We start from the raw sequence: 21,204 nt of genomic DNA on the forward strand, positions 1-21,204 counted from the left end.
TCTCGAACCTAAGGACTGCCGCGGGGCCGCGGCAATCCCCTCCGGGTGGTACGTCGGGGATCTCGGGCAGTCATGGCGGCTGAGGCGCGTACGGTCGGGACGTGGATGCGGGTACGACGCGCCTGCGGGCCGACGTGGAGACGCGGCTCTGGCCGCTGCTCGAGGCCCTCGTCGGGACCCACGAGGTGGCGGGCCTGGCGGTGGCCGTGGTGCGCGAGGGCGAGGTCGTCGCACAGGGCTTCGGTGTGCGTGACGTCCGCACCGGTGGGCCCGTGACGCGCGAGACGATGTTCCACCTGGCGTCGGTGTCGAAGCCTTTCGTGGCGACCGCGGTGGTGTCGCTCGCGGTGCCCCGCGACGGCGTCGACCCGGTGCTCGACCTCGACGCCCCGGTCGTCGACCGGATCCCGGAGCTCACGCTGGCCGACGGCCGGGAGGCCGAGATCACGGCCCGCGGCCTGCTGAGCCACACGAGTGGCCTCCCGGACGTCTCGGACTACGGCTGGCACGACCCCCAGCTGGGCGACGACGCGCTCAGCGACTTCGCCCGCAGACTGTCGCCGTGGCAGCTGCGCGCGCAACCCGGCGTGGCGTACTCCTACTCCAACGCCGGCTTCGAGCTGCTCGGGCTGCTGCTGGCTCGGGCGACGGGTACGACGTTCGAGGAAGCCGTCCGGCGGGTGGTCCTGGACCCGCTCGGGATGCGGACCAGCACCTTCCTGCGTGCCGAGGTGCCCACACGTCTGGCCGCCTCGCCGCACGTCGGGCGCCCGCTGACGGTGCCCGGGGACGCCTACCCCTACAGCCGGCGGCACGCCCCGAGCTCGACCCTGCACTCCCACGTGGACGACATGGGTCGCTGGATGCTCGCGCTCCTCGAGCCGTCCCACCTGGACCCGGCCGTCCTCGAGCAGATGTGGCGGTCGGTGGTGCCGGTGGGTGATCCGCCGTGGGACGAGGCGGCGGGACTCGGCTGGGCCGTGGGCGCCCACCTCGGCCACCGGGCCGTCAGCCACAGCGGAGCGGACCCCGGCTTCGGGTCGAGGCTCGTGCTGCTCCCGGGTCGACGGACCGGGGTCGTGGTCCTGGCCAACTCCAACACCGTCCCCACCTGGGCCGTCGTCGAGGCGGCGCTCGACATCGCGCTCGACGATCCGGCGGGCGACGGGGTGTCCGCGCTGCGGTCGGAGGTGGCTCGCCTGGTCGGCCCCGCGGGTCGGGCCACGCACGAGCTCGACGACGACGATCTCGAGAAGGCCGTGTGGGGTGCGATCGAGCTGCACCGCACCGACCTGGCCTGGCCGCTGCTGCGGGGGTGGGCCGACGTGCGTCCGAAGTCGCCGGTGCTGCGGGAGATGACGGACTGGGCACACCGGGTCGACGAGGACCCCGCGCCCGGCTGACGCCGGTCAGGGCCGGGCGGCGAGCTGGCCGACCTCCGCCAGCGTGAGCGCCCGGCCGTAGATGCGGACCTCGTCGAGGCGCCCGTCCCAGAACGCCTCCAGCAGGCCCTTCGACGGGTTGTTCTTCGCCCCGACCGCCAGCGGCTCACCGCTGACGCAGGTGCGGCCCGTCACGCGCCGGGCTCCCGCAGCGCGTCCGTCGATGTAGATCCGCAGCCAGGCTCCGTCGTACGTCGTCGTCACGTGCTTCCAGCGGTTGACCGGGAGGGCCCGGGTGCTGTCGAAGTACTGCCAGTTGGCGTTGACGCACCCGCCGTAGAACCCGCCGACCCGTACGAGCCCGTTGGTCCGGACGTTCATCCAGTAGGCGCCGGCCTTCTCGAGGACCTCCCAGCGGCCGAGCGTGCGGTCGTTCTGGACGCCGGTGTAGCGGACCCATGCGGCCAGCGAGTAGGTGTTGACGTCGAGCACCGGCGACCGGGGGACGTCGACGTACTGGTGCTGCGTGCCGGTGAGCTGCAGCGCCCGTCCGTAGCCCGCGAGACCGGTGACGAGGCGAGCCGTGCCCGATCCGGCGACCACCCGGCCGTGCAGGGCGTTCGGGGAGGAGTCGGGGATCGTCCCCTGCGTCAGCGTCTCCATCGAGTAGTGCAGGACGAGGCCGTTGACGGGCACGACGCGTGCGGCGGGGTCGGTCCCGGCCATGGTTTCGGCGTGGGTCACGACGGGCGCCATCGCGAGCAGCGCCGTGGCGGCGAGGATCCAGCCCAGTCGTCGCATCAGAGCCCCTCTCCAGACGTCCGGCCGGAGGATCTCCAGGGCCTTCGACGCTACAGCGGATGCGACCTGCCGGCATCACCAAATCCGGCTCACGCGAGCCGCAGGAACTCCAGGTGCCCCTCGTAGTGGTCGAGGCAGTCGTGGATGACCTGCGTCGTCGTGTAGCCCATGACGTCGTAGTCCTGTCCGCCACCGACGGTGTGCACCTCCAGCCGGGCGTACTGGTCGCGGTCGCCGATCATCCGCCCGCCGTACGTCGGGACGGGTGACAGGTGGACCTGGACCCGGTAGACGAACGGGTCCTCGGTCTCGAGGGTGCGCAGCTCCACCCAGGCCAGCCCGCCGTCCTCGTCGTCCACGTCTCCGCCGGCCAGCTGGGTGACCTCGGCCGGGACCCCGCGGGCCTCCAGCTCGCGGGCGACGTCGGTGAGCGCAGGGTGGACCACGGAGTCGAGGTACGCCGTCGCGGCGTCGACGTCGACGAAGTTCACCGCGCGTGCCAGCCGGGCCTTCCACGACGAATCGGCATGGGCCTGGGCCCGAACGTCGGAGACGCCCACCGGCACGGCACGGGTCACCGCGCCGACGCGCCGGCCCTCGACCCGGAGCGCCTTGGTGAGACCGAGCATGACCAGCACGATGACGAAGGCGAACGGCAGGCCGAAGATCACCGTCGCGTACTGCAGCGCGAAGATCCCACCGACGGCCAGCACGGCGATCGTCAGCAGGCCGGTCGCCGACGCCCAGACGATCCGCAGCCACGGTGCCGCGTCGTCCTGTACGGAGCGCAGGTCGGACGACAGGTTGCCCATCACCAGGGCGCCCGAGTCGGCGGAGGTGACGTAGAAGAGGAGACCGACGAAGACCGCGATGGCGATGACGACGTTCGCCAGCGGGTAGTCCTGGAGCAGTGAGTAGAAGCCTGCCTCGGGGGAGGCCAGCGCCTCCTCGGCGAAGGCGTCGTCCCCGCCCCGGATCCGGTCGAGGGCGGCGTTGCCGAAGATCGAGATCCACATGACGATGTAGGTGAACGGGATGATCATCGTGCCGGCGACGAACTGCCGGATCGTCCGGCCGCGGGAGATGCGGGCCAGGAACAGGCCGACGAAGGACGCCCAGGCGATCCACCAGGCCCAGAAGAACAGCGTCCACAGCGACATCCACTCGGTCGCGCCCTCGAAGGCGAAGGTCTCCATGGTCTTCTGGGGGAAGGTCTGGACGTAGTCGCCGACGTTCATGACGACGGCGTTGAGGATGAACGTCGTACGGCCGGTCACCAGGATGAAGGCGGCGAGGCCGAGCGCCAGGATGACGTTGAGCTGCGACAGGAAGCGGATGCCCTTGTCGACGCCGGTCGTGGCCGACACGGCGGCCATCGCCACCGCGAGGACCACGAGGCCGATCTGGGCGCCCAGCCCGACCGGCACGCCGAACAGGATGTTGAGCCCCTGGTTGAGGAACACGACCCCGATGCCGAGGCTGGTGGCGACGCCGAAGATCGTGCCGAGCACGGCGGCCGTGTCCACGGCGTGGCCGAGTCCGCCGTCGACCCGCCGGCCGAAGATCGGGTAGAGCGCCGAGCGCACCGCGAGGGGCAGGTTCATCCGGTAGGTGAAGTAGCCCAGCGCCATCCCCATCAGGGCGTAGAGGCCCCAGCCCGACACCCCGTAGTGGAACAGGGTCCACACCGTCGCCTCGCGGGCGGCCGCCACGGTCTCGGGATCGCCCGTCGGGGGGACCATGTACTGGCTGACCGGCTCGGCGACGGCGTAGAACATCACGTCCGTGCCGATGCCGGCGGCGAAGAGCATGGAGGCCCAGGCGAACGTGGAGAACTGGGGCTTGGAGTGGTCGGGTCCGAGCTTGATCGAGCCGTAGCGGGAGACCGCGAGGTAGATCACGAAGACCAGGACCGCCGTGGTGAGCAGGACGTAGAACCACCCGAACCAGTCGACCACCCAGGCCACCGCCTCGCCGATCACGGTCTCGGCCTGCTCGGGGGCGAAGATCGCCCACGTCGCCATCACCAGGACGCCGATGACCGACGAGAAGAACACCGGTTTGCGGATCGGCGGTCCCTCGGTCAGGAAGGCCCACCGGCTGCGCGTCGCGGTCGATTCAGGTGTCCGGGTCATCGTCATGGCGGTCTCCTCGACAGTCGCTGGAGACATCATGGACCCGTCGGGGTGCTGGGGTCACTCCTGGAGCTGGCGATGTACGTGGCAGGTCGTCTCCCATGGCGTCGGGGGAGCAAGCAGGTAGCGCGGCTACCGCGGAGGACGCGGTTGGTGGGCGGCGGTCGTGGTGCGGCGCGCGTCGCGCCAGGCGATCCACGCCGTGCGCAGGCGCGGTGACTGCACGGCCCTGCCGTCGCGCCGAGCATGGAGGTGAGCCCGTAGCCACGCCGGCGCGTGGACCCGGTCGATGGCGGCGGTCTTGGTGATGAGGTCGCCCGTCGCGAGGGTGTGACGGCCACGGGCCATCGAGGTCAGGCTGAGGTCGGTGAACGACGGATCGAGCCACCACCACGGATGGCGTGCTGCTGTTGCCCAGTAACCGCTGAGCTCGGCCTGCGCCGCACGTCGTACCTCGTCGTCGCTCATGCGGGGCAGCACCTCCTGCGGCGGACGGCCGAGGACTGCGAACCCGTGCCTGACGAGCTCCGCCCGCACGATCCCCGACAGTGGGCGCTCGACCAGCTCGCCGTGGGTCCACGTGGGGTGACGGGCGGGGACGTCGGACAACGTCGAGGCGGCGACGTAGGTGCAGCCGAGGTTCGCCCCGGAGGCCGCGCCGGCGTCGAGGTCCCGGTGGAGGGTGACGATGGTCGAGCGGTGATGGCGGTCGAGGGGGCGGTCGGTCAGGGCGACGAGGTCGAGGTCGCTCACGCCGTCCCGGTGGTCGCCGGTGGCTGCGGATCCGGCCACGAACAGGTCGGTCACCCAACCGAGGGACCGCAGGGTCTCGCGGAGCTCCTCGACCGCCGGTGGTGTGCGCACGGTGTCGATCCTGCCGTCAGCCGGGCGGCCGCCGCTCCCGGACATGGGCAGGAGCGGGGAGTCCCGGGTCGAGGTCGGGCGCATCGACGGGAGCGTCGAGGATCGTGCGGAGCGGCACGGCGCCCGCCCACACACGCTGGTGCAGGTCCTCGTCCGGGTCCTCGGAGAAGCCCGTGCTGACCTTCACCGACCACTCGTCGAGCGGGACCCGCAGCACCGAGGTGGCGGCCAGCTCCTTCGGCAACGGGGCCCGGAGCTCGGCCCAGCGGCCGGGGAGCAGGTGCTCGGTGAGCACCTCGAGGGCGCGGAGCCGGTCGTCGGCGGGCACCTCGGTCGCCGTGCCCAGGACGGTGGCGCTGCGGTAGCGCATGCTCGACTCGAACGCCGACCGGGCGTAGACGAGCCCGTCGACGTGGGTGACGTTGACGCACACCGCCGCCCCCGAGGCCAGTGCTCGCATCAGCCGGCTCCCGGTCGAGCCGTGCAGCAGGAGGTGGTCGCCGTCGCGGGCACACGCCATCGGCAGCACGAACGGCTGGCCGTCGACCTGGATGCCGACGGCGGCATGCAGCGCTGCGTCCAGGATCGCGTGGAGCGCCGCGACGTCGTCGACCTGGAGCTCGGGCAGCCGGCGTACGTCGGTGCGCCGGGCTCGTCGGCCCGCTCGCGGTTGCTCGGACATGGCCCGATCATGCACCAGCCCCCGCAGGGCAGGATCGACCCCATGCAGACCATCACCGGCCAGATGGCCACCGACCGACCGGAGCGCTATGCCAAGCAGCTCGCCAGCCACTGGGCCAAGCGCGGGCCCGCCACCGAGGAGGACGGCGCGACCGTCCTGCGCTGGGAGGGCGGCCAGGTCATCTCGATGACTCCGCAGGACGGCACCCTCGCCGTCGAGGTCTCCGTCCCCGAGGGGGAGGACCTCGATCGCTTCGCCCAAGTGGTCAAGGTCCACCTCGAGCGCTTCGGGCAGCGCGACGAGCTGACTGTCGTCTGGGACGGGTGACGAGGCGCGACATACTGGCCGCGTGAGCCGCTCCGTGCTGGTCCTCAACGGGCCCAACCTCAACCTGCTCGGCCGTCGCGACCCCGAGGTCTACGGCACCGCCACCCTGGCCGACGTCGAGGCCATGTGCGTCGCCGAGGGCGAGCGCCTCGGCCTGCAGGTGGACTGCCGGCAGAGCAACCACGAGGGCCAGCTCATCGACTGGATCCACGAGGCCTTCGAGTCCGGCGCCGCCGTCGTCGGCAACTTCGGGGCCTACACCCACACCTCGATCGCGATCATGGACGCGCTCGTCGTGCTCACCGCGCCGGTGGTCGAGGTGCACATCTCCGACATCCACGCCCGCGAGGAGTTCCGGCACCTGTCGTACGTCGGCAAGGTCGCCGACGCCGCCGTCATCGGCAAGGGCGTCGACGGGTACGTCGAGGCGTTGCGCGAGGTCGTCGAGCTCTGGGAGTCCTGACTCCTGCGCGACCCGCTCAGCCGGGCATCTGCGCGGCGAGCCGCACGGGCGCGTTGGGCGCGCCGTACCCGTCGTACGCACCGCGGCGCTCCACCACCTCGAAGAACACCTGGCCGACGGTCGCGGTGTAGAAGTGCAGGAACTCGCCTCCCGCGTCGCGGTCGTAGAGCAGGCCGAGCGAGCGCAGGGTCGAGAGGAACTCGGGGTCCAGGTCGAAGCGGGCGTCGAGGTCGTCGTAGTAGTTGTCGGGCACGGGCAGGAACCGCAGGCCGCGGGAGCGCGCCCGCTCGGCCAGCGCGACGATGTCGTCGCACGCGAAGGCGACGTGCTGGGGGAGCCCGGTGACGAGCCCGGCCGGCAGCAGGTTGAGGGCGAGCCGCACGCTGCCGTCGGTCGACCGCATCACCTTGCTGCGCACCAGACCGACCGGGCCGGCCACGTCCAGCGGCGCCTGGGGCGCCAGGCCGAGCACGCTGCTGTAGAAGAGCACGGCCTCGTCGTAGTGCTGCCACGGCTGCACGAGGTTGACGTGGTCGACGTGGGTCACCAGCTCCGGCCCGCTCGCGGTCCCGCCGAGCCGGAACTCCTCGGTCCAGGTGGCGTCGGGCCCGTCCGGGACGCGGCCGAGGAACACCTCGGTCCCGTCGGGGGAGGAGAAGGCCGCGAGCCGCTCCTCGCCGGCGTAGGTCCTCCGGTGCACGGTCGGTGCGAGCAGGCGCTCGGCACGCGCGGCAGACGTGGCGGGGTCGGCCACCTCGACACCCACGGCCGCGATGGCGGGGGAGAGGTCGCGGGCCTGCTGCTCGTTGAGCACGACCCGCGCGCCGCCCTGGGTCCACAGTCCGACGGCCTTGCTGCGGTGCCGGCCGCGGAACGTGAAGCCCAGCTGCTCGAGCACCACCTCGACGTCGCCGGTGTCCTCGGCCCTGACCTCGACGAAGTCCAGCCCGGACGGCTCCGCCACCTCGGGCAGGCGTGCGAGCCCGGACCCGGCCTCGCTCCCGAGGCGACCCGCCGCCTGGTCCTCCAGCCAGCGCAGCGAGCGCAGCGCCTGCCGCGCGGTGCGGTCGGGATCGGTCTGCCGGAAGGTGTCGTTGAAGACCTCGAGCGACAGGGGACCGTCGTAGCCGGTGCGGAGCACGTGCGCGAGGAACGCCGCCAGGTCGAAGCCGCCCTCGCCCGGGAAGAGCCGGTGGTGCCGGCTCCACGACAGCACGTCCATGCTCAGCAGGGGCGCGTCGGCGAGCTGGAGGAAGAACACCTTCTCGCCGGGGATCTGCTCGATCTCCTTCGGGTCGTGGCCGCGCGAGAGGATGTGGAAGCTGTCGAGGCAGACGCCGACCTGTGGGTGGTCGGCCAGCTCGACGATCCGCCAGGCGCGGCGGTAGTCGTCCACGAAGCGGCCCCACGCGAGTGCCTCGAACGCCAGCCGCACGTCGTACGCCGCGGCGAGGTCGCCGAGCTCCCGCAGCTGGGCCGCCGACGTGGCGTCGTCGTCCACGGTGGCCGTGCCGACGTTGCTGCAGACGAGCATCGTGTCCATGCCCAGGCGCTGCATGAGGGAGAACTTGGCCTCGGCCCGCCGCAGGTTGGCGGCGAACGTCGCGGCGTCCACGCCCTCCGCGTCGCGGAACGGCTGGAAGAGGTCGAGGGTGAGGCCGAGGCGGTCGGCGAGCGCCCGGATCTCCTCGGGGGACTGGGGTGCGGCGACGAGGTCGGGCTCGAAGACCTCGATCCCGTCGAAGCCGGCGTCGGCGCAGGCCTGCATCTTCTGGGTCAGGGTGCCGCTGAGGCACACCGTGGCGATCGAGGTCCGCATGATGCTCCAGTCGTAGATTGAACTAAACGGTACATACATTGAGGTCCGGTGACCAGCCCTCCGGAGTGCCCACTACGCTCTGCGGCATGGCCGAAGCAGCGCAGCCCGAACGCCTCCGTGACGCCGAGCGCACCCGCGCCGACCTGCTGCGGGTGGCGACCGAGGTCTTCGCCGAGCAGGGGCTGTCCGGGGCCCGCGTGGACGAGATCGCGGAGCGGACGCGCACGACGAAGCGGATGATCTACTACTACTTCGGCGGCAAGGACCAGCTCTACCGTGCCGTGCTCGAGGAGGCCTACCGCGGGATCCGGGAGGCCGAGCAGTCCATCCACGCCGGGGACCTGCCGCCGGTCGAGGCCGTACGCCGCATCGCCGAGCTGACCTTCGACCACCACCACGCGCACCCGGCCTTCATCCGCCTGGTGTCGATCGAGAACATCCACCAGGGCGCGCACCTGCGCCAGGTCGAGTCGATGCGCGACCTCAGCCGGCCGGTCGCCTCGCTGCTCGACGACACCCTGGCGCGCGGTCGCGAGTCGGGGGAGTTCCGCGAGGACGTCGATGCGATCGACGTGCACATGCTGATCAGCTCCTACTGCGTCTTCCAGGTCGCCAACAACGCAACCTTCGGCTACCTCTTCGGCCGTGACATGACCGCGAAGAAGGTCAAGGAGCGGCACCGGCGGATCCTCGGCGACGTGGTCGTCGCCTGGCTCACGCAGCGCTGATCACCCGCCCGCACTGATCAGCCGGCGCTGGCCGCTCCGAGCTCGACCAACAGCACGCCGCCCGCGATGAGGCCGATCCCGACACCCATGAGCGGGGTCAGCGGCTCGTCGAAGAGCAGGCGGGACGCCACGGCGGTGAGCGCGACCCCGGCCGCCGCCCAGATGCCGTAGGCGACGCCGAGCCCGAGGCCCTCGGACAGGGTGGCGGTGAGTGCCGCGAACGCGCCGAGGTAGCCGACGGCGACGACGGCGTACCAGGCCCGGCGGCCCGTGGTCGCCATGCGCAGCGCGAGGGTGCCGGCCACCTCGAGACCGATCGCGACCGCCAGGAAGAGCCACGCCATCAGGCCGCTCCGTGCGTGGTCGTGCGGGAGTGGGAGCCGAGCTCGACGAGCAGGACGCCACCCATGATGAGAGCGATCCCGGCGGCCATGAGGCCGGTGAACGGCTCGTCGTAGAGGACCGCCGACAGGACGGACGTGAGTGCGACGCCGAGCGCGGCCCACACGCCGTACGCCACCCCGATGGGCATGCCCCGGCGCAGGACGGCGGTGAGGAAGGCGAACGCGGCCACGAAGCCGGCGGCCACGACGACGTACAGCGTGGGCTCGTCCAGCGCCCCCTTGAGGGACAGGGAGCCGGTGACCTCGCAGAGGATGGCCGCGAGGAGGAGGTACCACTTCGTCATGCGTCGCCTCCCGCGAGGAGCCGGCGGGCGGTCGCGAGCAGGGCGGCGCGGTCCTCGGCCGGGACGGGCAGGATGTCGGTCGCGTCGGCCAGCCAGCAGCCGTCGGCAAGCAGCCGGACCGCCTGCAGGCGGGCGCGCTCGTCGGCGGGAAGCTCGGTCGGGACGTCGAGCCAGGGCCGGAACCGCTCGGCCCACCGGGCGGCCATGACCTCCCGGAGGCCCGGGTCGCTGAGCGCCACCAGGTCGGCGGCGTCGTGCGCGTGGGTGACCGACCACTCGAGGTAGGCGTCGATGCGCTCGCGGGGCGACGGGTCCGACCCGTCCCCCGGCAGCAGCGCCACGAAGGTGCGCTCGTGGTCGTCGACGAGGTGGTCGACCAGCGCCACGACCAGCGCCTCCTTGGTGGGGAAGTGGTACATCAGGCCGGGCTTGCTCAGGCCGGCGGCCCGGGCCGCCGAGTCCAGCGAGAGTCGCGCGCCGGTGCGGAGCAGGTCGAGGGCGGCGTCGAGGGCTGCCGCGCGCTGCGAGGGGCGGTGGGCTGGCTTCACGCTGCTTACTTTACCGACCGGTTGGGTAACTAACAATCGACGTCACGGAAACCCTTGACGCCTCGCGCGGCGGTGTGATGTCCTTCACGTACGTACTGGATAGTTCATTAGGAGTCAGCGATGGAACAGCACCCCTACCTCGTGGGCCTGGTCGGCGCCGGCGTGGGCCCGTCGCTCACCCCGGCCCTGCACATGCGCGAGGCGGCGGCCCACGACCTGGCCTACGTCTACCGCACCATCGACATCACCGCGCTGGGCCTGGAGCCGGCCGACATCGGCCGGATCCTCACCCACGCGCGGCTGCTCGGATTCGACGCGCTCAACGTCACCCACCCGTGCAAGCAGCTCGTCATCGAGCACCTCGACCGCCTCGACCCGACGGCCGCGCGCCTCGGCGCCGTCAACACCGTGGTCTTCACCGACGACGGTGCGGTCGGATACAACACCGACACCACCGGCTTCGCCACCGCGGTCCGCACCGGGCTGCCGGGCGAGTCGGTCCGCGAGGTCGTCCAGCTCGGTGCCGGGGGAGCGGGGGTGGCCGTCGCCGATGCGCTGCTGACCCTCGGCACCGACCACCTCGTCGTCGTCGACCTCGACGAGGACCGCAGTGCGGCGCTGGCCCGCACCCTGGGTGAGCGCTTCTCCGAGGCGCGGGTCGAGAGCGCCCACCCCGACAAGCTCCCCGCGCTGCTGCCCCACGCCGAGGGCCTCGTGCACTGCACGCCCACCGGTATGGCCGACCACCCCGGCCTCCCGCTCGACCCCGCCCTGCTGCACGACGGGCTGTGGGTCGCGGACATCGTCTACCGGCCGCTCGACACGGCGCTGCTCCGCGCAGCCCGTGCCGCCGGGTGCGCCGTGCTCGACGGAGGACACATGGCGACCCACCAGGCCGTCGACGCCTTCCGGCTCATCACCGGGATCGACCCCGATCCCGACCGGATGCTCGCCCACCTGCGCGAGCTCGCCACCGACCGCGGCTGACCCGCACTCCCACACACACCTCACCGAACGGCCGCCCGGCCGCTCGACCGCTGGCGCCTGCCTGCGCGAGACTGACGACGAAGGAGGATCCCCGATGGAGGGACCGAGCACGACCGACACGAGCACCGACCCCGGTGCCACCGGCAAGACTCCGCGCAAGGCCGCCGTAGCCAGCTTCATGGGCAGCGCGGTGGAGTACTACGACTTCTTCATCTTCGGCTCCGCCGCGGCGCTGATCTTCCCGCACGTCTTCTTCCCCGACGACGACGCCTCGGCGCTGGTGATGTCGTTCGCCACGTTCGGCTTCGCGTACGTCGCGCGGCCCTTCGGTGCGGTCATCCTCGGCCACTTCGGTGACCGGGTCGGCCGACAGAAGGTCCTGATGTTCACCCTCGTGCTGATGGGCTTCTCGACGTTCCTGATCGGCTGCCTCCCGTCGTACGACCGGATCGGCTGGGCAGCCCCCGCGCTGCTGGTCTTCTGCCGGTTGCTCCAGGGCCTGTCCGCGGCCGGCGAGCAGGCGGGCGCGAGCTCGCTGACCCTCGAGCACGCCCCCGACGACCGACGCTCCTTCTTCACCTCGTGGACGCTCACCGGGACCCAGGGCGGCCAGATCCTCGCCGCCCTGGTGTTCATCCCGGTGGTGGCCCTGCCCGACGACATCAAGTACACGTGGGGCTGGCGCATCCCGTTCTGGTTCAGCGCGTTGGTCGTCCTCGTCGCCTACTTCATCCGGCGCAGCCTCCAGGAGCCCCCGTCGTTCGCGGAGGCCAAGGCCAACGACCAGATCTCCAAGCTCCCCGTCCTGGACCTGCTGCGCGACCACTGGCGCGACGTGCTGCGCGTGATCTGCTGCGCCTTCATCGCCGCCGTCTCGACCGTCTTCGGCAACCTCGCCATCGCGTACGGCGTGGAGGTCGGCGTCAACGAGTCGATCACCCTGTGGCTGGTGGTCGCGGCCAACGTGGTGGCGCTCTTCACCCAGCCGATGTTCGGCCGGCTGGCCGACCGGATCGGGCGCAAGCCGGTCTTCATCTACGGCGCACTGTCGAGCGCGGCGATGATGCCCTTCTACCTGCTGTCGATGAGCCGCGACAACGAGCTGCTCACCTTCGGCCTCGCGGTGCTGACCTTCTCCTTCGGGTACGCCGCCGCCAACGCGACGTGGCCGTCGTTCTACGGCGAGATGTTCAACACCCGGGTGCGCTTCTCCGGGGTGGCGATCGGCACCCAGCTCGGCTTCCTGATGGCGGGCTTCGCGCCCACGATCGTGACCGCTCTCGGCGGCGTCCAGGAGGGCGGCTGGGTCGTGATCTCCGCCTTCACCGCGGTCATCGCCGTCATCGCGGCGATCTCCGCCTCCACCGCCCGGGAGACCCGCGACGTGCCCACGGAGGTGCTGGGGCTCAAGCGGCCCGCGGGCTCTGAGGACGCGCGGATCCCGGCCGGGGTGCGCTGACCGACACGCACGACTGCCCGGCCGCTGGGGAGACCCGGCGGCCGGGCACTGCTGCGTCGTACGCCGTCGTACACACGCGGACACAAGTGCCCGACCGCTAGCCCGGCCGAGCGTGCGTGCGGCCGGCCGCCCGGGTTGTGTCCGCGTGTCTACGCGAGCACCGGTGCGTCGTACGCCTCAGGCCTCGTCGGCCAGCGCCTGCTGCGCGATGCGGAAGGCGGTGTTGGCGTCCGGGACGCCGCAGTAGATGGCGGTCTGCATGATGACCTCCTTGATCTCGTCCACCGTCAGCCCGTTGGTGCGGGCGGCCCGCACGTGCATCGCGAGCTCCTCGTGGTGGCCGCGGGCGATCAGGGCGGTGAGCGTGATCAGCGAGCGGCTGCGCCGGTCGAGGCCGGGGCGGGTCCAGATGCCGCCCCAGGCGTACTCGGTGATGAACTCCTGGAACTCCCGGGTCAGGTCGGTGGCGCCGGCCGTGGCCCGGTCGACGTGCGCGTCGCCGAGGACCTCGCGGCGCACGACCATGCCCGCGTCGCGGACCTCGCGGACGGTGAGTTCGTCGCGGGGGTCGGCCGGCTCCTCGCCGAGGAAGTGCCGGCGCAGCAGGGCGGCGACCTGGTCCGGCGACTCCGCGGGCGCCAGGTGCGCCACACCGTCGAGCTCGGCGTAGGTCCCGTCCTGCACGGCGTCCGCGATCGCGCGGAGCAGGTCGGGCGGGGTGGCCACGTCGTGGGAGCCGGCGATCGCCAGCACGGGTACGCCGATGTCGGCGAGCCGGTCGCGCACGTCGAAGGTGGCGAGGGCCGAGCACACCTGGGAATAACCCTCGTCGTCGGCCTCCTGCAGTGCGTGCAGCAGCGCGGAGCCCACCTCGGGGTGGCGCTCGAGGAAGCCGGGACCGAACCAGCGCTCCGCCGACCCGGACACCATCACCGGGGTGCCGGACATGCTGACCTGGGCGATCCGGCCCGTCCACATCGCCTCGTCGCCGATCTTCGCGCCGGTGCAGAGCAGGGCGGCCGCGGCAACCCGCCCGGGGCGGTCGGCCAGGAGCTGGAGGCCCACCGCACCGCCGACCGAGTCGCCGGCGTAGAAGAACCGGCCCCCGGTGTCGCCGCGCTCGGCCAGCACGTCGTCGACCACGCGCAGCACGCCCTCGGCCAGCTCGGCCGTGGTGAAGGGCTCGTCGGGCACAGCCCGGTTGTGGCCGTGGCCCGGGAGGTCCCAGGCGAGCACGTCGAAGGCGTCGGTGAGCCCGGCCGCACAGTCCGACCAGAGCGTCGTCGCGGACGTGCCGAGCGACGGGCCGAGGACGAGGAGCGGGAGCTCGGTGCGGTGCCGGGCGCCGGTGAGGCGCACGGCGGTGATGCTGGGGATCACGGGATCTCCTGGGGGGTCGTCGGATCGGGGTCGGCCAGCACCGCTGCGGCGCGGGCCAGGGGGGCCTCGACGAACGCGTCGGTCGCGCCGAGGTAGTCGCCGCGCGGTGCGCGTCCGGCCAGGTCGGCCAGGCTGCGCTGCTCGGCGTGGACGTCGTCGTGGGCCGCGTCCAGGGTGCGGCCCATCCGGTCGGCGTGGACGACCAGGCCGCCCAGCAGGTCGGTGGCCTGGTCGCCGGCGACCACGGCGCGGCGCAGCAGGGTCCGCAGCGTCGCCCACTCGGCATGCCAGGGCCCGGAGGATCGTTCGTCGGTGGCCTCGGCCGCCGCGAGGTGCAGGGTCGCGGCGAGCTGGGGGGTGGTGAGCGCGGCGCGCCGCACCAGCGTGGACAGGACCGGGTTGGACTTGTGCGGCATCGTCGACGACCCACCGCCGGCGCCCTCGGAGAGCTCGCCGACCTCGGGCCGGCCGAGGGCGAGGACGTCGCCGGCGACCCGGCCCCACGCGTCGGTGCACCGCACGGCCGCGTCGCCGAGCCGGGTCACGGTGGCGCGCGACGTGTGCCACGGCGTGGACGGCGCGAGCCCGAGGCGCTCGGCGAGCTCGACCGACAGCTGGTGGGCGACCTCGACGGGGTCGGGCAGCCCGGCGGCCAGCTCCACGGTCGCGGCCATGGTGCCGGCGGCCCCGCCGACCTGGACGGGCAGGACCAGCGCGGCCACGTCGTCGTACGCGTCGAGGACGCCGGTCAGCCAACCGGCGGCCTTGAGGCCGAAGGTGGTGGGAACGGCGTGCTGGGTGAGGGTGCGGGCGACCATCGGCGTTGTCCGGTGCTCCTCGACGAGGCGCGCGAGCAGGTCGACCTGCTCGCGCAGCGACATCAGGAGGGTGGCGACCGCATCCCGGGAGCAGGCCATCAGCGCGCTGTCGACGACGTCCTGGCTGGTGAGCCCGCGGTGCAGCCAGGCGGCGGCGTCGGGCGCGGACTCGCGGAGCTCGTCACGCAGCGCGGCGACCAGCAGCATCGCCGGGTTGCCGCCTCCCTCGGCGTCGCGGGAGAGGCGGCCGGTCAGGTCCGGCGTCACGAGGGCGTGGAGGTCGGGAGCGGCTGCGGACTCCGGTGCGACGCCGGAGCCGACCAGCGCGGAGAGCCAGCCGGCCTCCACGTCGACCATCGCCGCCAGGAACGCCGCGTCCGTGAGGAGGTCGCCGGCGCGCTCGTCGCCCGGCCAGAAGAGGTCCGCCATGGACGTCAGTGTCGCGGATGGCGGAGGAACACGGTCTCGCCCTCCCCCTGGAGGCGGATGTCGAAGCGGTAGCCCTGCTCGTCGGCGACCGCGACCAGCGTGTGCCGGCGGTCCTCCGCCACCGATGCCAGAAGCGTGTCCCCGTCGAGGTCTCCGGGCAGGTAGGCCCGGGTGAAGAGCCGGTTGAGCAGGCCGCGCGCGAAGACGGTCACCGCGACGAAGGGCGCCTGCCCCGGGCCCGTCGCCCCGGGAGTGACGGTCGAGAAGGAGTAGTGGCCCGTCGCGTCGGTCGCGGCCCGGCCCCATCCGGTGAAGGTGAAGCCGTCGCGGCGCAGGGAGCCGGGCTCCTGCGCGATCGCTCCCGACGGGTCGGCCTGCCAGATCTCGAGGAGCGCGTCCGGCACCGGGTCGCCGGCGCCGTCGCGCACCACGCCGTGGAGGCGGACCGCGTCGGCGCGCCCGGGCGGCACCAGCTCGCTGTCGCCGGGGTAGGGGAGGGCGTAGTGGAAGAACGGTCCGACCGTCTGCCCCGCCGTGGGGGTCAGGTCACCGGGTGCGCGGCTCATGCGTGCTCCTCCTCGGGCTCCATCAGGGTGCGGTGGGCGCCGGTGAGCACGATGTCCCAGCGGTAGCCCGTGGCCCACTCGTGCTGGGTGATGTCGTGGTCGTACGTCGCGACGAGCCGCTCGCGCGCCCGGGGGTCGACGATCGACTGGTAGATCGGGTCGAGGGCGAAGAGCGGGTCGCCGGGGAAGTACATCTGGGTGACCATCCGCTGGGTGAACTCGGTGCCGAACATCGAGAAGTGGATGTGCGCCGGCCGCCAGGCGTTGCGGTGGTTCTTCCACGGGTAGGGGCCGGGCTTGATCGTGGTGAAGCGGTAGGTGCCGTCGTCGTCGGTGAGGCAGCGCCCGACGCCGGTGAAGTTCGGGTCGATCGCCGCCGGGTGCTGGTCGCGCTTGTGGATGTAGCGACCGCCCGCGTTGGCCTGCCAGATCTCGACGAGCTGGCGTCGTACGGGCCGGCCGTCGCCGTCGAGGACGCGACCGGTGACGACCGTCCGCTCGCCGATCGGCTCACCGCCGTGCTGGATCGTCAGGTCGGCCTCGAGCGTGCCCACGTCCCGGTGGCCGAAGGCCGGCGCCCACAGCTCGACGCCCTCGGGGTCGGCGTGGTGCAGGTCCTTGGTGGGGTGGCGCAGGAGGCTGCTGCGGTAGGGCGGGTAGTCCAGCCGTGGCTGGGTCTCCTCGGCACCCCCGGCGCTCACGGCGCTCTCGTACGCCGCGCCGATGGCGGCGATCTCGCCGTCCATCTCGGCCTGGGTGACCATCTGTGTGTCGCTCACGGGCAGCACGCTAGGGCCCGCGCGTGACCACTCGCACCGTCTCCCTTCCACTGAGTGGAAGCGACGTGCGAGCATGGGCGGATGGCCGGCAACGTCTCCACCCCGGGCGCCACCGTGACCAGCCGGGTGCTGGCGCTGATCGGCGCCTTCGACGAGCAGCACCGCAGCCTGTCGCTGTCCGAGCTCGCCGAGCGCGCGGAGCTGCCGCTGCCGACGGCGCACCGCCTGGTGGGGGAGCTCGTGCAGTGGGGAGCACTCAGCCGCCGGCCCTCCGGCGAGTACGTCGTGGGGCGCCGGTTGTGGGACGTCGGGCTGCTCGCCCCGGTGCAGACGGGGCTGCGGCAGCTGGCGTCGCCGTACCTCCACGACCTGTACGGCGCGACGCTGGCCACGGTGCACCTCGCGGTCCGCGACGGGGCGGAGGTGCTCTACCTCGACCGGCTGGCCGGCAACGCGTCGGTGCCCGTGGTGAGCGCGATCGGCTCACGGCTGCCGATGCACGCGACCGGGGTCGGCAAGGTGCTGCTGGCCCACGCGCCCGCGGAGGTGCAGACCGTGGTGCTCTCCGACCTGCGCCGCATCACGCCGTACACGATCACCCAGCCGGGGACGCTGCGTCGCCAGCTGGGCCGCGTGCGGCGCGAGGGCTACGCCACGACGGTCGAGGAGATGAGTCTGGGTGCGTGCTCGGTGGCCGTGCCCGTCCGAGTGGACGAGGCGGTGGTCGCCGCGCTGGGGATCGTGGTGCCCAGCCTGCGCAACGACCGGCCGCGGCACGTCGCGGCCCTCCAGGTGGCGGCGCAGGGCATCGGGCGGGCGCTGGCGGCGAGCCGCGCGGACTGAGTCGAGTGTCGGTCAGGCCGCCTGGAACGACCGCTTGGCCAGCCCGATCGCGTATCCGTCGATCGTGGTCGTCGGGGGCGCGGTGGGGTCCTCCGACGCTCCCAGGGTCACGAAGAGCGGCGTGAAGTGCTCGACCGTGGGGTGGGCGTAGGGCATGCCGGGCGCCTTGCCGCGGAAGTCGGACAGCAGGTCGACGTCGCCTCGCTGGAGCGCGTCGGCCGCCCAGAGGTCGAAGTCCGCGGACCAGCCGGGCACGGCCTCGGGCCGTGACCAGTCGAGGTAGGGCAGGCCGTGGGTCATGTAGCCGGAGCCGATGACGAGCACCCCGGACTCGCGCAACGACCGGAGCCGGCGGCCGAGGTCGAGCAGTCGTGCCGGGTCGTGGGTGGGCATGCTCAGCTGCAGCACCGGGACGTCGGCGTCGGGGTACATGATCTTCAGCGGCACCCAGGCCCCGTGGTCGAGCCCGCGGGTGCGGTGCTCGTGCAGGGGCTCGGTGTCGGGCATGAGGGCGGCGACCCGGGTGGCGAGGTCGGTGGCCTCCGGGGTGTCGTATCGCATCCGGAAGTACATCGGGTCGAAGCCGCCGAAGTCGTAGACGAGCTCGGCCGGCCGGCTGGTGCTGAGCATCGTGGGCGCGGCCTCCCAGTGCGCGGAGACGATGAGGATCGCCCGTGGCTTGGGGAGGTTGCGGGCCCACCGGCCGAGCTGGGTCATCCAGTCGGTCATCTCGAAGAGCATCGGCGCGCCGTGGCTCAGGTAGAGGCTCGGCAGCGGGCCGTCGGCCGGCGTCCAGGCCCGGTGAGGCGCGGCCTTCTCGGCGGCGGCGGTCCTGCGCAGGTGCGCCGCGAAGGGGTGCCGTGGGTCGATGAGGGCATCGGCCGCCGCGGTGGTGCTGGTGCCGCTGACGCTGACGTGTGCCACGAGGTGCCTCCGAGGTAATTGGTTGTTGCTTCAACCAATACGGTACACCGGTACGGTTGTGGAAACAACCTTCGAGGAGCTTCCTGTGGACGTGCGCTGGCTGGACGACGACGAGCGGACGGCGTGGGTGCGCCTTGCGGCGGTGCTCGAGCTGCTGCCGGGAGTCCTGGACTCCCAGCTGCGGCGCGACGCCCAGCTGACGCACTTCGAGTACTTCGTGCTGGCCATGCTGTCGGAGGCGCCCGACAACACCCTGCGGATGACCCACCTGGCCGGTCAGACCAACGCCACCCTGCCGCGGCTCTCCCACGTGGTGAAGCGGCTCGAGGAGCGGGGCCTGGTGGAGCGGCTCCCGTGCCCCGAGGACGCCCGCGCCACCAATGCGCGGCTCACTCCCGGGGGATGGGACAAGGTCCGTGAGACCGCGCCGGGCCACGTGGCGACCGTGCGGGCGAGCGTGATCGACGCCCTGACCCCCGAGCAGGTCGACCAGCTCGCGGCCATCGGCGAGGCGATCCTCGACCGGGTCGATCCCGAGCGACGGGTGGCCTCCGGTCTGCGCGGGTGACCACGACCGTCAGGGTCCGGTTCCGCTGAGCGGAAGGATGGCGTGGTCGCGAGGGCCCCGGGCGCCGAGACTGCGGGCATGACTCGCACCCTGACCAGGACCCCCGTCGCCATCGTGGGCGGAGGGCCCGCCGGCCTGATGCTCAGCCACCTGCTGGCCCTCGCCGGCATCGAGTCCGTCGTCGTCGAGATCCGCACCCGCCGCGAGATCGAGGAGACCCACCGCGCCGGGATCCTTGAGCAGGACAGCGTCCGGCTGCTCGTCGACTCCGGGGCGTCGGACCGGGTGCTCACCGAGGGCGACGAGCACGAGGGCATCGACCTGGCCTTCGGGGGAGCGCGGCACCGCATCGACTTCCGGGCGCTGGTCGGCGCCTCCTGCCACCTCTACCCGCAGACCGAGGTGTTCAAGGACCTGGCCGACCTCCAGCTGCGCGAGGGGCGCGACGTCCGCTTCGGCGTCAGCGACGTGTCCGTCGTCGACGTCGAGTCGGCCCGACCGGGGGTGCTGTTCACCGACGCCGACGGTGCCGAGCACGAGCTGCGCTGCGACTTCCTCGTCGGGGCCGACGGGTCGCGGAGCACCTGCCGTCGGGCGGTGCCCGAGCCCGAGCGCCGGCAGTACTTCCGCGAGTACCCGTTCGCCTGGTTCGGCATCCTCTGCGAGGCCCCGGCCAGTGCGCCGGAGCTGATCTACAACCACTCGGAGACCGGTTTCGCCCTCATCAGCCAGCGCACACCCACGCTGCAGCGGATGTACTTCCAGTGCCCCCCGGACGCCGACGCCGACGAGTGGTCCGACGCCCGGATCTGGGAGGAGCTCCAGTCGCGCCTCGGCGCCAACGGGCACACCCTCCACCAGGGCCCCATCACCTCCCGGGCGGTGCTGCCGTTCCGCAGCTTCGTCCAGGAGCCCATGCGGCACGGCCGGATGGTCCTGGCCGGCGACGCGGCGCACACGGTCCCGCCCACCGGCGCCAAGGGCCTCAACCTGGCGCTCGCCGACGTCCGGGTCCTGGCCGAGGAGCTCGAGCGCGCCGTCCGGGCCGACGACCCTGCCCTGCTCGACGACTACTCGACCCGGGCGCTCGGCCGGGTGTGGAAGGCCCAGCACTTCTCGTACTGGATGACCACGATGCTGCACAGCCTCCCGGACGCCACGCCCTTCGACGTACGCCGCCAGGAGGGCGAGCTGGCCTCGCTCGTCGCCTCGACGGCCGGGTCGACGTACCTCGCGGAGGGCTACACCGGCTGGCCGACCGGCTGACTTCCGCTCCCCGGAAGCCCCGGCTTGCGCGGCGCCGGGTGGTCGGGTGCACTCGGGACGTGCTCCCGAAGCTGACGCCCCTCGCCAACCACCTCGGCACCGACGTGTCCGGCAGCATCCCGCAGGGGGAGCAGGTCGGTGTCCTCGACCTCACCGAGGCCCATCGGCGCATCTGGGAGCTGGCCGAGCCGCACCTGAAGGTCCGGTCGAACGACGCCCACACCCTCTACTCGTACGGGATCGCCCGGGCGCTGGTGGACCTCCATCCCGACGCGGACCCGGAGGTCGTGCTGCCGGCTGTCCTGCTGCACGACACGGGGTGGTCGAAGGTGCCCGGGGACGAGGTCCTGCAGGCGATCGCCCCCGGTGGCGGCCGCCCCGACCTGGTCCTGCGGCACGAGAAGGAGGGCGCCCTCATCGCCGCCGACGTGCTGGCCGAGGTCGGCGCGGACCCCGCACGCACGGCCCGCATCATCGAGATCGTGGACGGCCACGACTCGCGCCGCGAGGCCCTGCACCTCGACGACGCCCTGATGAAGGACGCCGACAAGCTCTGGCGACTCACCCCGCACGGGGTCGACACCGTGATGGACTGGTTCGGCCTGACCCGCGACGAGGCGCACCGCCTGATTGCCAGCCGCGTGCACGACCACCTGCTGACCGACGCCGGTCGCACCATGGCCCGGGTGCTGGCCGCGGTGGCGTCCGTCGACGTCATGCCGCAGCGGATCGCCCTGGGCTGAGCGCC

23 protein-coding genes are annotated in these 21,204 nt (G+C 72.5%); 10 read left to right on the plus strand and 13 right to left on the minus strand.

Annotated features, from left to right (window positions below; all coding sequences use genetic code 11):
- Positions 1 to 101: 101 nt before the first annotated feature.
- Positions 102 to 1,403 (plus strand): serine hydrolase domain-containing protein, encoded by a 1,302-nt coding sequence (locus tag DAE25_RS14355; protein WP_107766850.1) that lies wholly within the window; start codon positions 102 to 104, stop codon positions 1,401 to 1,403.
- Between the two features lie 6 nt (positions 1,404 to 1,409).
- Here DAE25_RS14355 and DAE25_RS14360 read toward each other — a convergent pair whose 3' ends face one another.
- From DAE25_RS14360 to DAE25_RS14375, 4 genes are all read right to left on the minus strand, one after another.
- Complete coding sequence (locus DAE25_RS14360; protein WP_107766851.1) at positions 1,410 to 2,183, minus strand: LamG domain-containing protein; 774 nt, start codon at positions 2,181 to 2,183, stop codon at positions 1,410 to 1,412.
- An 89-nt stretch (positions 2,184 to 2,272) separates the two neighbouring features.
- Positions 2,273 to 4,324, minus strand: a complete 2,052-nt coding sequence (gene betT, locus DAE25_RS14365) for a choline BCCT transporter BetT (protein WP_107766852.1) — start codon at positions 4,322 to 4,324, stop codon at positions 2,273 to 2,275.
- A 126-nt stretch (positions 4,325 to 4,450) separates the two neighbouring features.
- The gene (locus tag DAE25_RS14370) at positions 4,451 to 5,182 is read right to left on the minus strand and encodes a nucleotidyltransferase domain-containing protein (RefSeq protein ID WP_199907600.1); all 732 of its coding nucleotides are present in this window, start codon (positions 5,180 to 5,182) and stop codon (positions 4,451 to 4,453) included.
- 16 nt (positions 5,183 to 5,198) lie between these two features.
- Complete coding sequence (locus DAE25_RS14375; RefSeq protein WP_107766853.1) at positions 5,199 to 5,864, minus strand: pyridoxamine 5'-phosphate oxidase family protein; 666 nt, start codon at positions 5,862 to 5,864, stop codon at positions 5,199 to 5,201.
- Between the two features lie 42 nt (positions 5,865 to 5,906).
- On the opposite strand from DAE25_RS14375, the gene DAE25_RS14380 reads away from it, so the two are divergent.
- The gene (locus tag DAE25_RS14380; RefSeq protein ID WP_107767072.1) at positions 5,907 to 6,191 is read left to right on the plus strand and encodes a DUF2218 domain-containing protein; all 285 of its coding nucleotides are present in this window, start codon (positions 5,907 to 5,909) and stop codon (positions 6,189 to 6,191) included.
- Positions 6,192 to 6,213: 22 nt separating this feature from the next.
- The gene (gene aroQ, locus DAE25_RS14385; RefSeq protein ID WP_107766854.1) at positions 6,214 to 6,654 is read left to right on the plus strand and encodes a type II 3-dehydroquinate dehydratase; all 441 of its coding nucleotides are present in this window, start codon (positions 6,214 to 6,216) and stop codon (positions 6,652 to 6,654) included.
- Between the two features lie 16 nt (positions 6,655 to 6,670).
- Here the strand turns inward: aroQ and DAE25_RS14390 are convergent, their stop codons facing one another.
- A complete protein-coding gene (locus DAE25_RS14390) occupies positions 6,671 to 8,473 on the minus strand; it encodes a bifunctional sugar phosphate isomerase/epimerase/4-hydroxyphenylpyruvate dioxygenase family protein (RefSeq protein WP_107766855.1) in 1,803 nt (600 codons plus the stop codon).
- A gap of 86 nt (positions 8,474 to 8,559) precedes the next feature.
- Between DAE25_RS14390 and DAE25_RS14395 the strand changes: the two genes are divergently transcribed.
- On the plus strand, positions 8,560 to 9,201 hold the full coding sequence (locus DAE25_RS14395) for a TetR/AcrR family transcriptional regulator (protein ID WP_107766856.1): 642 nt from the start codon (positions 8,560 to 8,562) through the stop codon (positions 9,199 to 9,201).
- Positions 9,202 to 9,218: 17 nt separating this feature from the next.
- On the opposite strand, the gene DAE25_RS14400 is transcribed toward DAE25_RS14395, so the two are convergent.
- The 3 genes from DAE25_RS14400 to DAE25_RS14410 are packed head-to-tail and all read right to left on the minus strand — an operon-like array spanning position 9,219 to position 10,437.
- Positions 9,219 to 9,545, minus strand: a complete 327-nt coding sequence (locus DAE25_RS14400) for a DMT family transporter (RefSeq protein ID WP_107766857.1) — start codon at positions 9,543 to 9,545, stop codon at positions 9,219 to 9,221.
- Positions 9,545 to 9,889, minus strand: coding sequence for a DMT family transporter (locus tag DAE25_RS14405; protein WP_107766858.1), 345 nt, complete (start codon positions 9,887 to 9,889; stop codon positions 9,545 to 9,547). The genes DAE25_RS14400 and DAE25_RS14405 overlap by 1 nt, the downstream gene beginning before the upstream one ends.
- Positions 9,886 to 10,437 (minus strand): TetR/AcrR family transcriptional regulator, encoded by a 552-nt coding sequence (locus DAE25_RS14410; protein WP_107766859.1) that lies wholly within the window; start codon positions 10,435 to 10,437, stop codon positions 9,886 to 9,888. The genes DAE25_RS14405 and DAE25_RS14410 overlap by 4 nt, the downstream gene beginning before the upstream one ends.
- Before the next feature lie 120 nt (positions 10,438 to 10,557).
- Here DAE25_RS14410 and DAE25_RS14415 point away from each other — a divergent pair, with 120 nt between their 5' ends.
- Together DAE25_RS14415 and DAE25_RS14420 are read left to right on the plus strand one after the other, a co-directional pair.
- The gene (locus tag DAE25_RS14415) at positions 10,558 to 11,424 is read left to right on the plus strand and encodes a shikimate dehydrogenase (RefSeq protein ID WP_107766860.1); all 867 of its coding nucleotides are present in this window, start codon (positions 10,558 to 10,560) and stop codon (positions 11,422 to 11,424) included.
- 94 nt (positions 11,425 to 11,518) lie between these two features.
- Positions 11,519 to 12,883: an MFS transporter gene (locus DAE25_RS14420; RefSeq protein WP_107766861.1), complete on the plus strand. Its 1,365-nt coding sequence runs from the start codon at positions 11,519 to 11,521 to the stop codon at positions 12,881 to 12,883.
- A gap of 177 nt (positions 12,884 to 13,060) precedes the next feature.
- Here the strand turns inward: DAE25_RS14420 and pcaDC are convergent, their stop codons facing one another.
- The 4 genes from pcaDC to pcaH are packed head-to-tail and all read right to left on the minus strand — an operon-like array spanning position 13,061 to position 16,855.
- Positions 13,061 to 14,263, minus strand: coding sequence for a bifunctional 3-oxoadipate enol-lactonase/4-carboxymuconolactone decarboxylase PcaDC (gene pcaDC / locus DAE25_RS24380; RefSeq protein WP_107766862.1), 1,203 nt, complete (start codon positions 14,261 to 14,263; stop codon positions 13,061 to 13,063).
- On the minus strand, positions 14,260 to 15,510 hold the full coding sequence (locus tag DAE25_RS14430) for a lyase family protein (protein WP_107766863.1): 1,251 nt from the start codon (positions 15,508 to 15,510) through the stop codon (positions 14,260 to 14,262). The genes pcaDC and DAE25_RS14430 overlap by 4 nt, the downstream gene beginning before the upstream one ends.
- Positions 15,511 to 15,515: 5 nt before the next feature.
- The gene (pcaG, locus tag DAE25_RS14435; RefSeq protein WP_107766864.1) at positions 15,516 to 16,076 is read right to left on the minus strand and encodes a protocatechuate 3,4-dioxygenase subunit alpha; all 561 of its coding nucleotides are present in this window, start codon (positions 16,074 to 16,076) and stop codon (positions 15,516 to 15,518) included.
- Positions 16,073 to 16,855, minus strand: coding sequence for a protocatechuate 3,4-dioxygenase subunit beta (gene pcaH / locus DAE25_RS14440; protein WP_234411054.1), 783 nt, complete (start codon positions 16,853 to 16,855; stop codon positions 16,073 to 16,075). Before pcaH ends, pcaG begins: the two co-directional genes overlap by 4 nt.
- An 81-nt stretch (positions 16,856 to 16,936) precedes the next feature.
- Between pcaH and DAE25_RS14445 the strand changes: the two genes are divergently transcribed.
- Entirely contained in the window at positions 16,937 to 17,698 is a 762-nt protein-coding gene (locus tag DAE25_RS14445) for an IclR family transcriptional regulator (RefSeq protein WP_107766865.1), read from the plus strand.
- A 12-nt stretch (positions 17,699 to 17,710) separates the two neighbouring features.
- Here DAE25_RS14445 and DAE25_RS14450 read toward each other — a convergent pair whose 3' ends face one another.
- Positions 17,711 to 18,622 carry a dioxygenase family protein gene (locus DAE25_RS14450; protein ID WP_107766866.1) on the minus strand — a complete coding sequence of 304 codons (912 nt, stop codon included), beginning with the start codon at positions 18,620 to 18,622 and terminating at the stop codon, positions 17,711 to 17,713.
- A gap of 85 nt (positions 18,623 to 18,707) precedes the next feature.
- On the opposite strand from DAE25_RS14450, the gene DAE25_RS14455 reads away from it, so the two are divergent.
- The 3 genes from DAE25_RS14455 to DAE25_RS14465 all read left to right on the plus strand — a co-directional run bounded on the left by DAE25_RS14455 (position 18,708) and on the right by DAE25_RS14465 (position 21,199).
- Positions 18,708 to 19,190 carry a MarR family winged helix-turn-helix transcriptional regulator gene (locus tag DAE25_RS14455; protein ID WP_234411055.1) on the plus strand — a complete coding sequence of 161 codons (483 nt, stop codon included), beginning with the start codon at positions 18,708 to 18,710 and terminating at the stop codon, positions 19,188 to 19,190.
- Positions 19,191 to 19,268: 78 nt separating this feature from the next.
- A complete protein-coding gene (locus DAE25_RS14460; protein ID WP_107767075.1) occupies positions 19,269 to 20,456 on the plus strand; it encodes a 4-hydroxybenzoate 3-monooxygenase in 1,188 nt (395 codons plus the stop codon).
- Between the two features lie 59 nt (positions 20,457 to 20,515).
- Positions 20,516 to 21,199 carry an HD domain-containing protein gene (locus DAE25_RS14465; protein WP_107766867.1) on the plus strand — a complete coding sequence of 228 codons (684 nt, stop codon included), beginning with the start codon at positions 20,516 to 20,518 and terminating at the stop codon, positions 21,197 to 21,199.
- Positions 21,200 to 21,204: the final 5 nt, after the last annotated feature.

Source organism: Nocardioides terrigena, assembly GCF_003047265.1.
GTDB classification, from domain to species: Bacteria; Actinomycetota; Actinomycetes; order Propionibacteriales; family Nocardioidaceae; genus Nocardioides; species Nocardioides terrigena.

What these genes read in the sequence shown, in the direction of transcription:
- DAE25_RS14360 (WP_107766851.1), bottom strand. Translation starts at nt 2,183, where the DNA reads ATGCGACGACTGGGCTGGATCCTCGCCGCCACGGCGCTGCTCGCGATG.
- betT (WP_107766852.1), bottom strand. Translation starts at nt 4,324, where the DNA reads ATGACGATGACCCGGACACCTGAATCGACCGCGACGCGCAGCCGGTGG.
- DAE25_RS14375 (WP_107766853.1), bottom strand. Translation starts at nt 5,864, where the DNA reads ATGTCCGAGCAACCGCGAGCGGGCCGACGAGCCCGGCGCACCGACGTA.
- DAE25_RS14380 (WP_107767072.1), top strand. Translation starts at nt 5,907, where the DNA reads ATGCAGACCATCACCGGCCAGATGGCCACCGACCGACCGGAGCGCTAT.
- DAE25_RS14390 (WP_107766855.1), bottom strand. Translation starts at nt 8,473, where the DNA reads ATGCGGACCTCGATCGCCACGGTGTGCCTCAGCGGCACCCTGACCCAG.
- DAE25_RS14395 (WP_107766856.1), top strand. Translation starts at nt 8,560, where the DNA reads ATGGCCGAAGCAGCGCAGCCCGAACGCCTCCGTGACGCCGAGCGCACC.
- DAE25_RS14400 (WP_107766857.1), bottom strand. Translation starts at nt 9,545, where the DNA reads ATGGCGTGGCTCTTCCTGGCGGTCGCGATCGGTCTCGAGGTGGCCGGC.
- DAE25_RS14405 (WP_107766858.1), bottom strand. Translation starts at nt 9,889, where the DNA reads ATGACGAAGTGGTACCTCCTCCTCGCGGCCATCCTCTGCGAGGTCACC.
- DAE25_RS14415 (WP_107766860.1), top strand. Translation starts at nt 10,558, where the DNA reads ATGGAACAGCACCCCTACCTCGTGGGCCTGGTCGGCGCCGGCGTGGGC.
- DAE25_RS14420 (WP_107766861.1), top strand. Translation starts at nt 11,519, where the DNA reads ATGGAGGGACCGAGCACGACCGACACGAGCACCGACCCCGGTGCCACC.
- DAE25_RS14430 (WP_107766863.1), bottom strand. Translation starts at nt 15,510, where the DNA reads ATGGCGGACCTCTTCTGGCCGGGCGACGAGCGCGCCGGCGACCTCCTC.
- pcaG (WP_107766864.1), bottom strand. Translation starts at nt 16,076, where the DNA reads ATGAGCCGCGCACCCGGTGACCTGACCCCCACGGCGGGGCAGACGGTC.
- DAE25_RS14445 (WP_107766865.1), top strand. Translation starts at nt 16,937, where the DNA reads ATGGCCGGCAACGTCTCCACCCCGGGCGCCACCGTGACCAGCCGGGTG.
- DAE25_RS14460 (WP_107767075.1), top strand. Translation starts at nt 19,269, where the DNA reads ATGACTCGCACCCTGACCAGGACCCCCGTCGCCATCGTGGGCGGAGGG.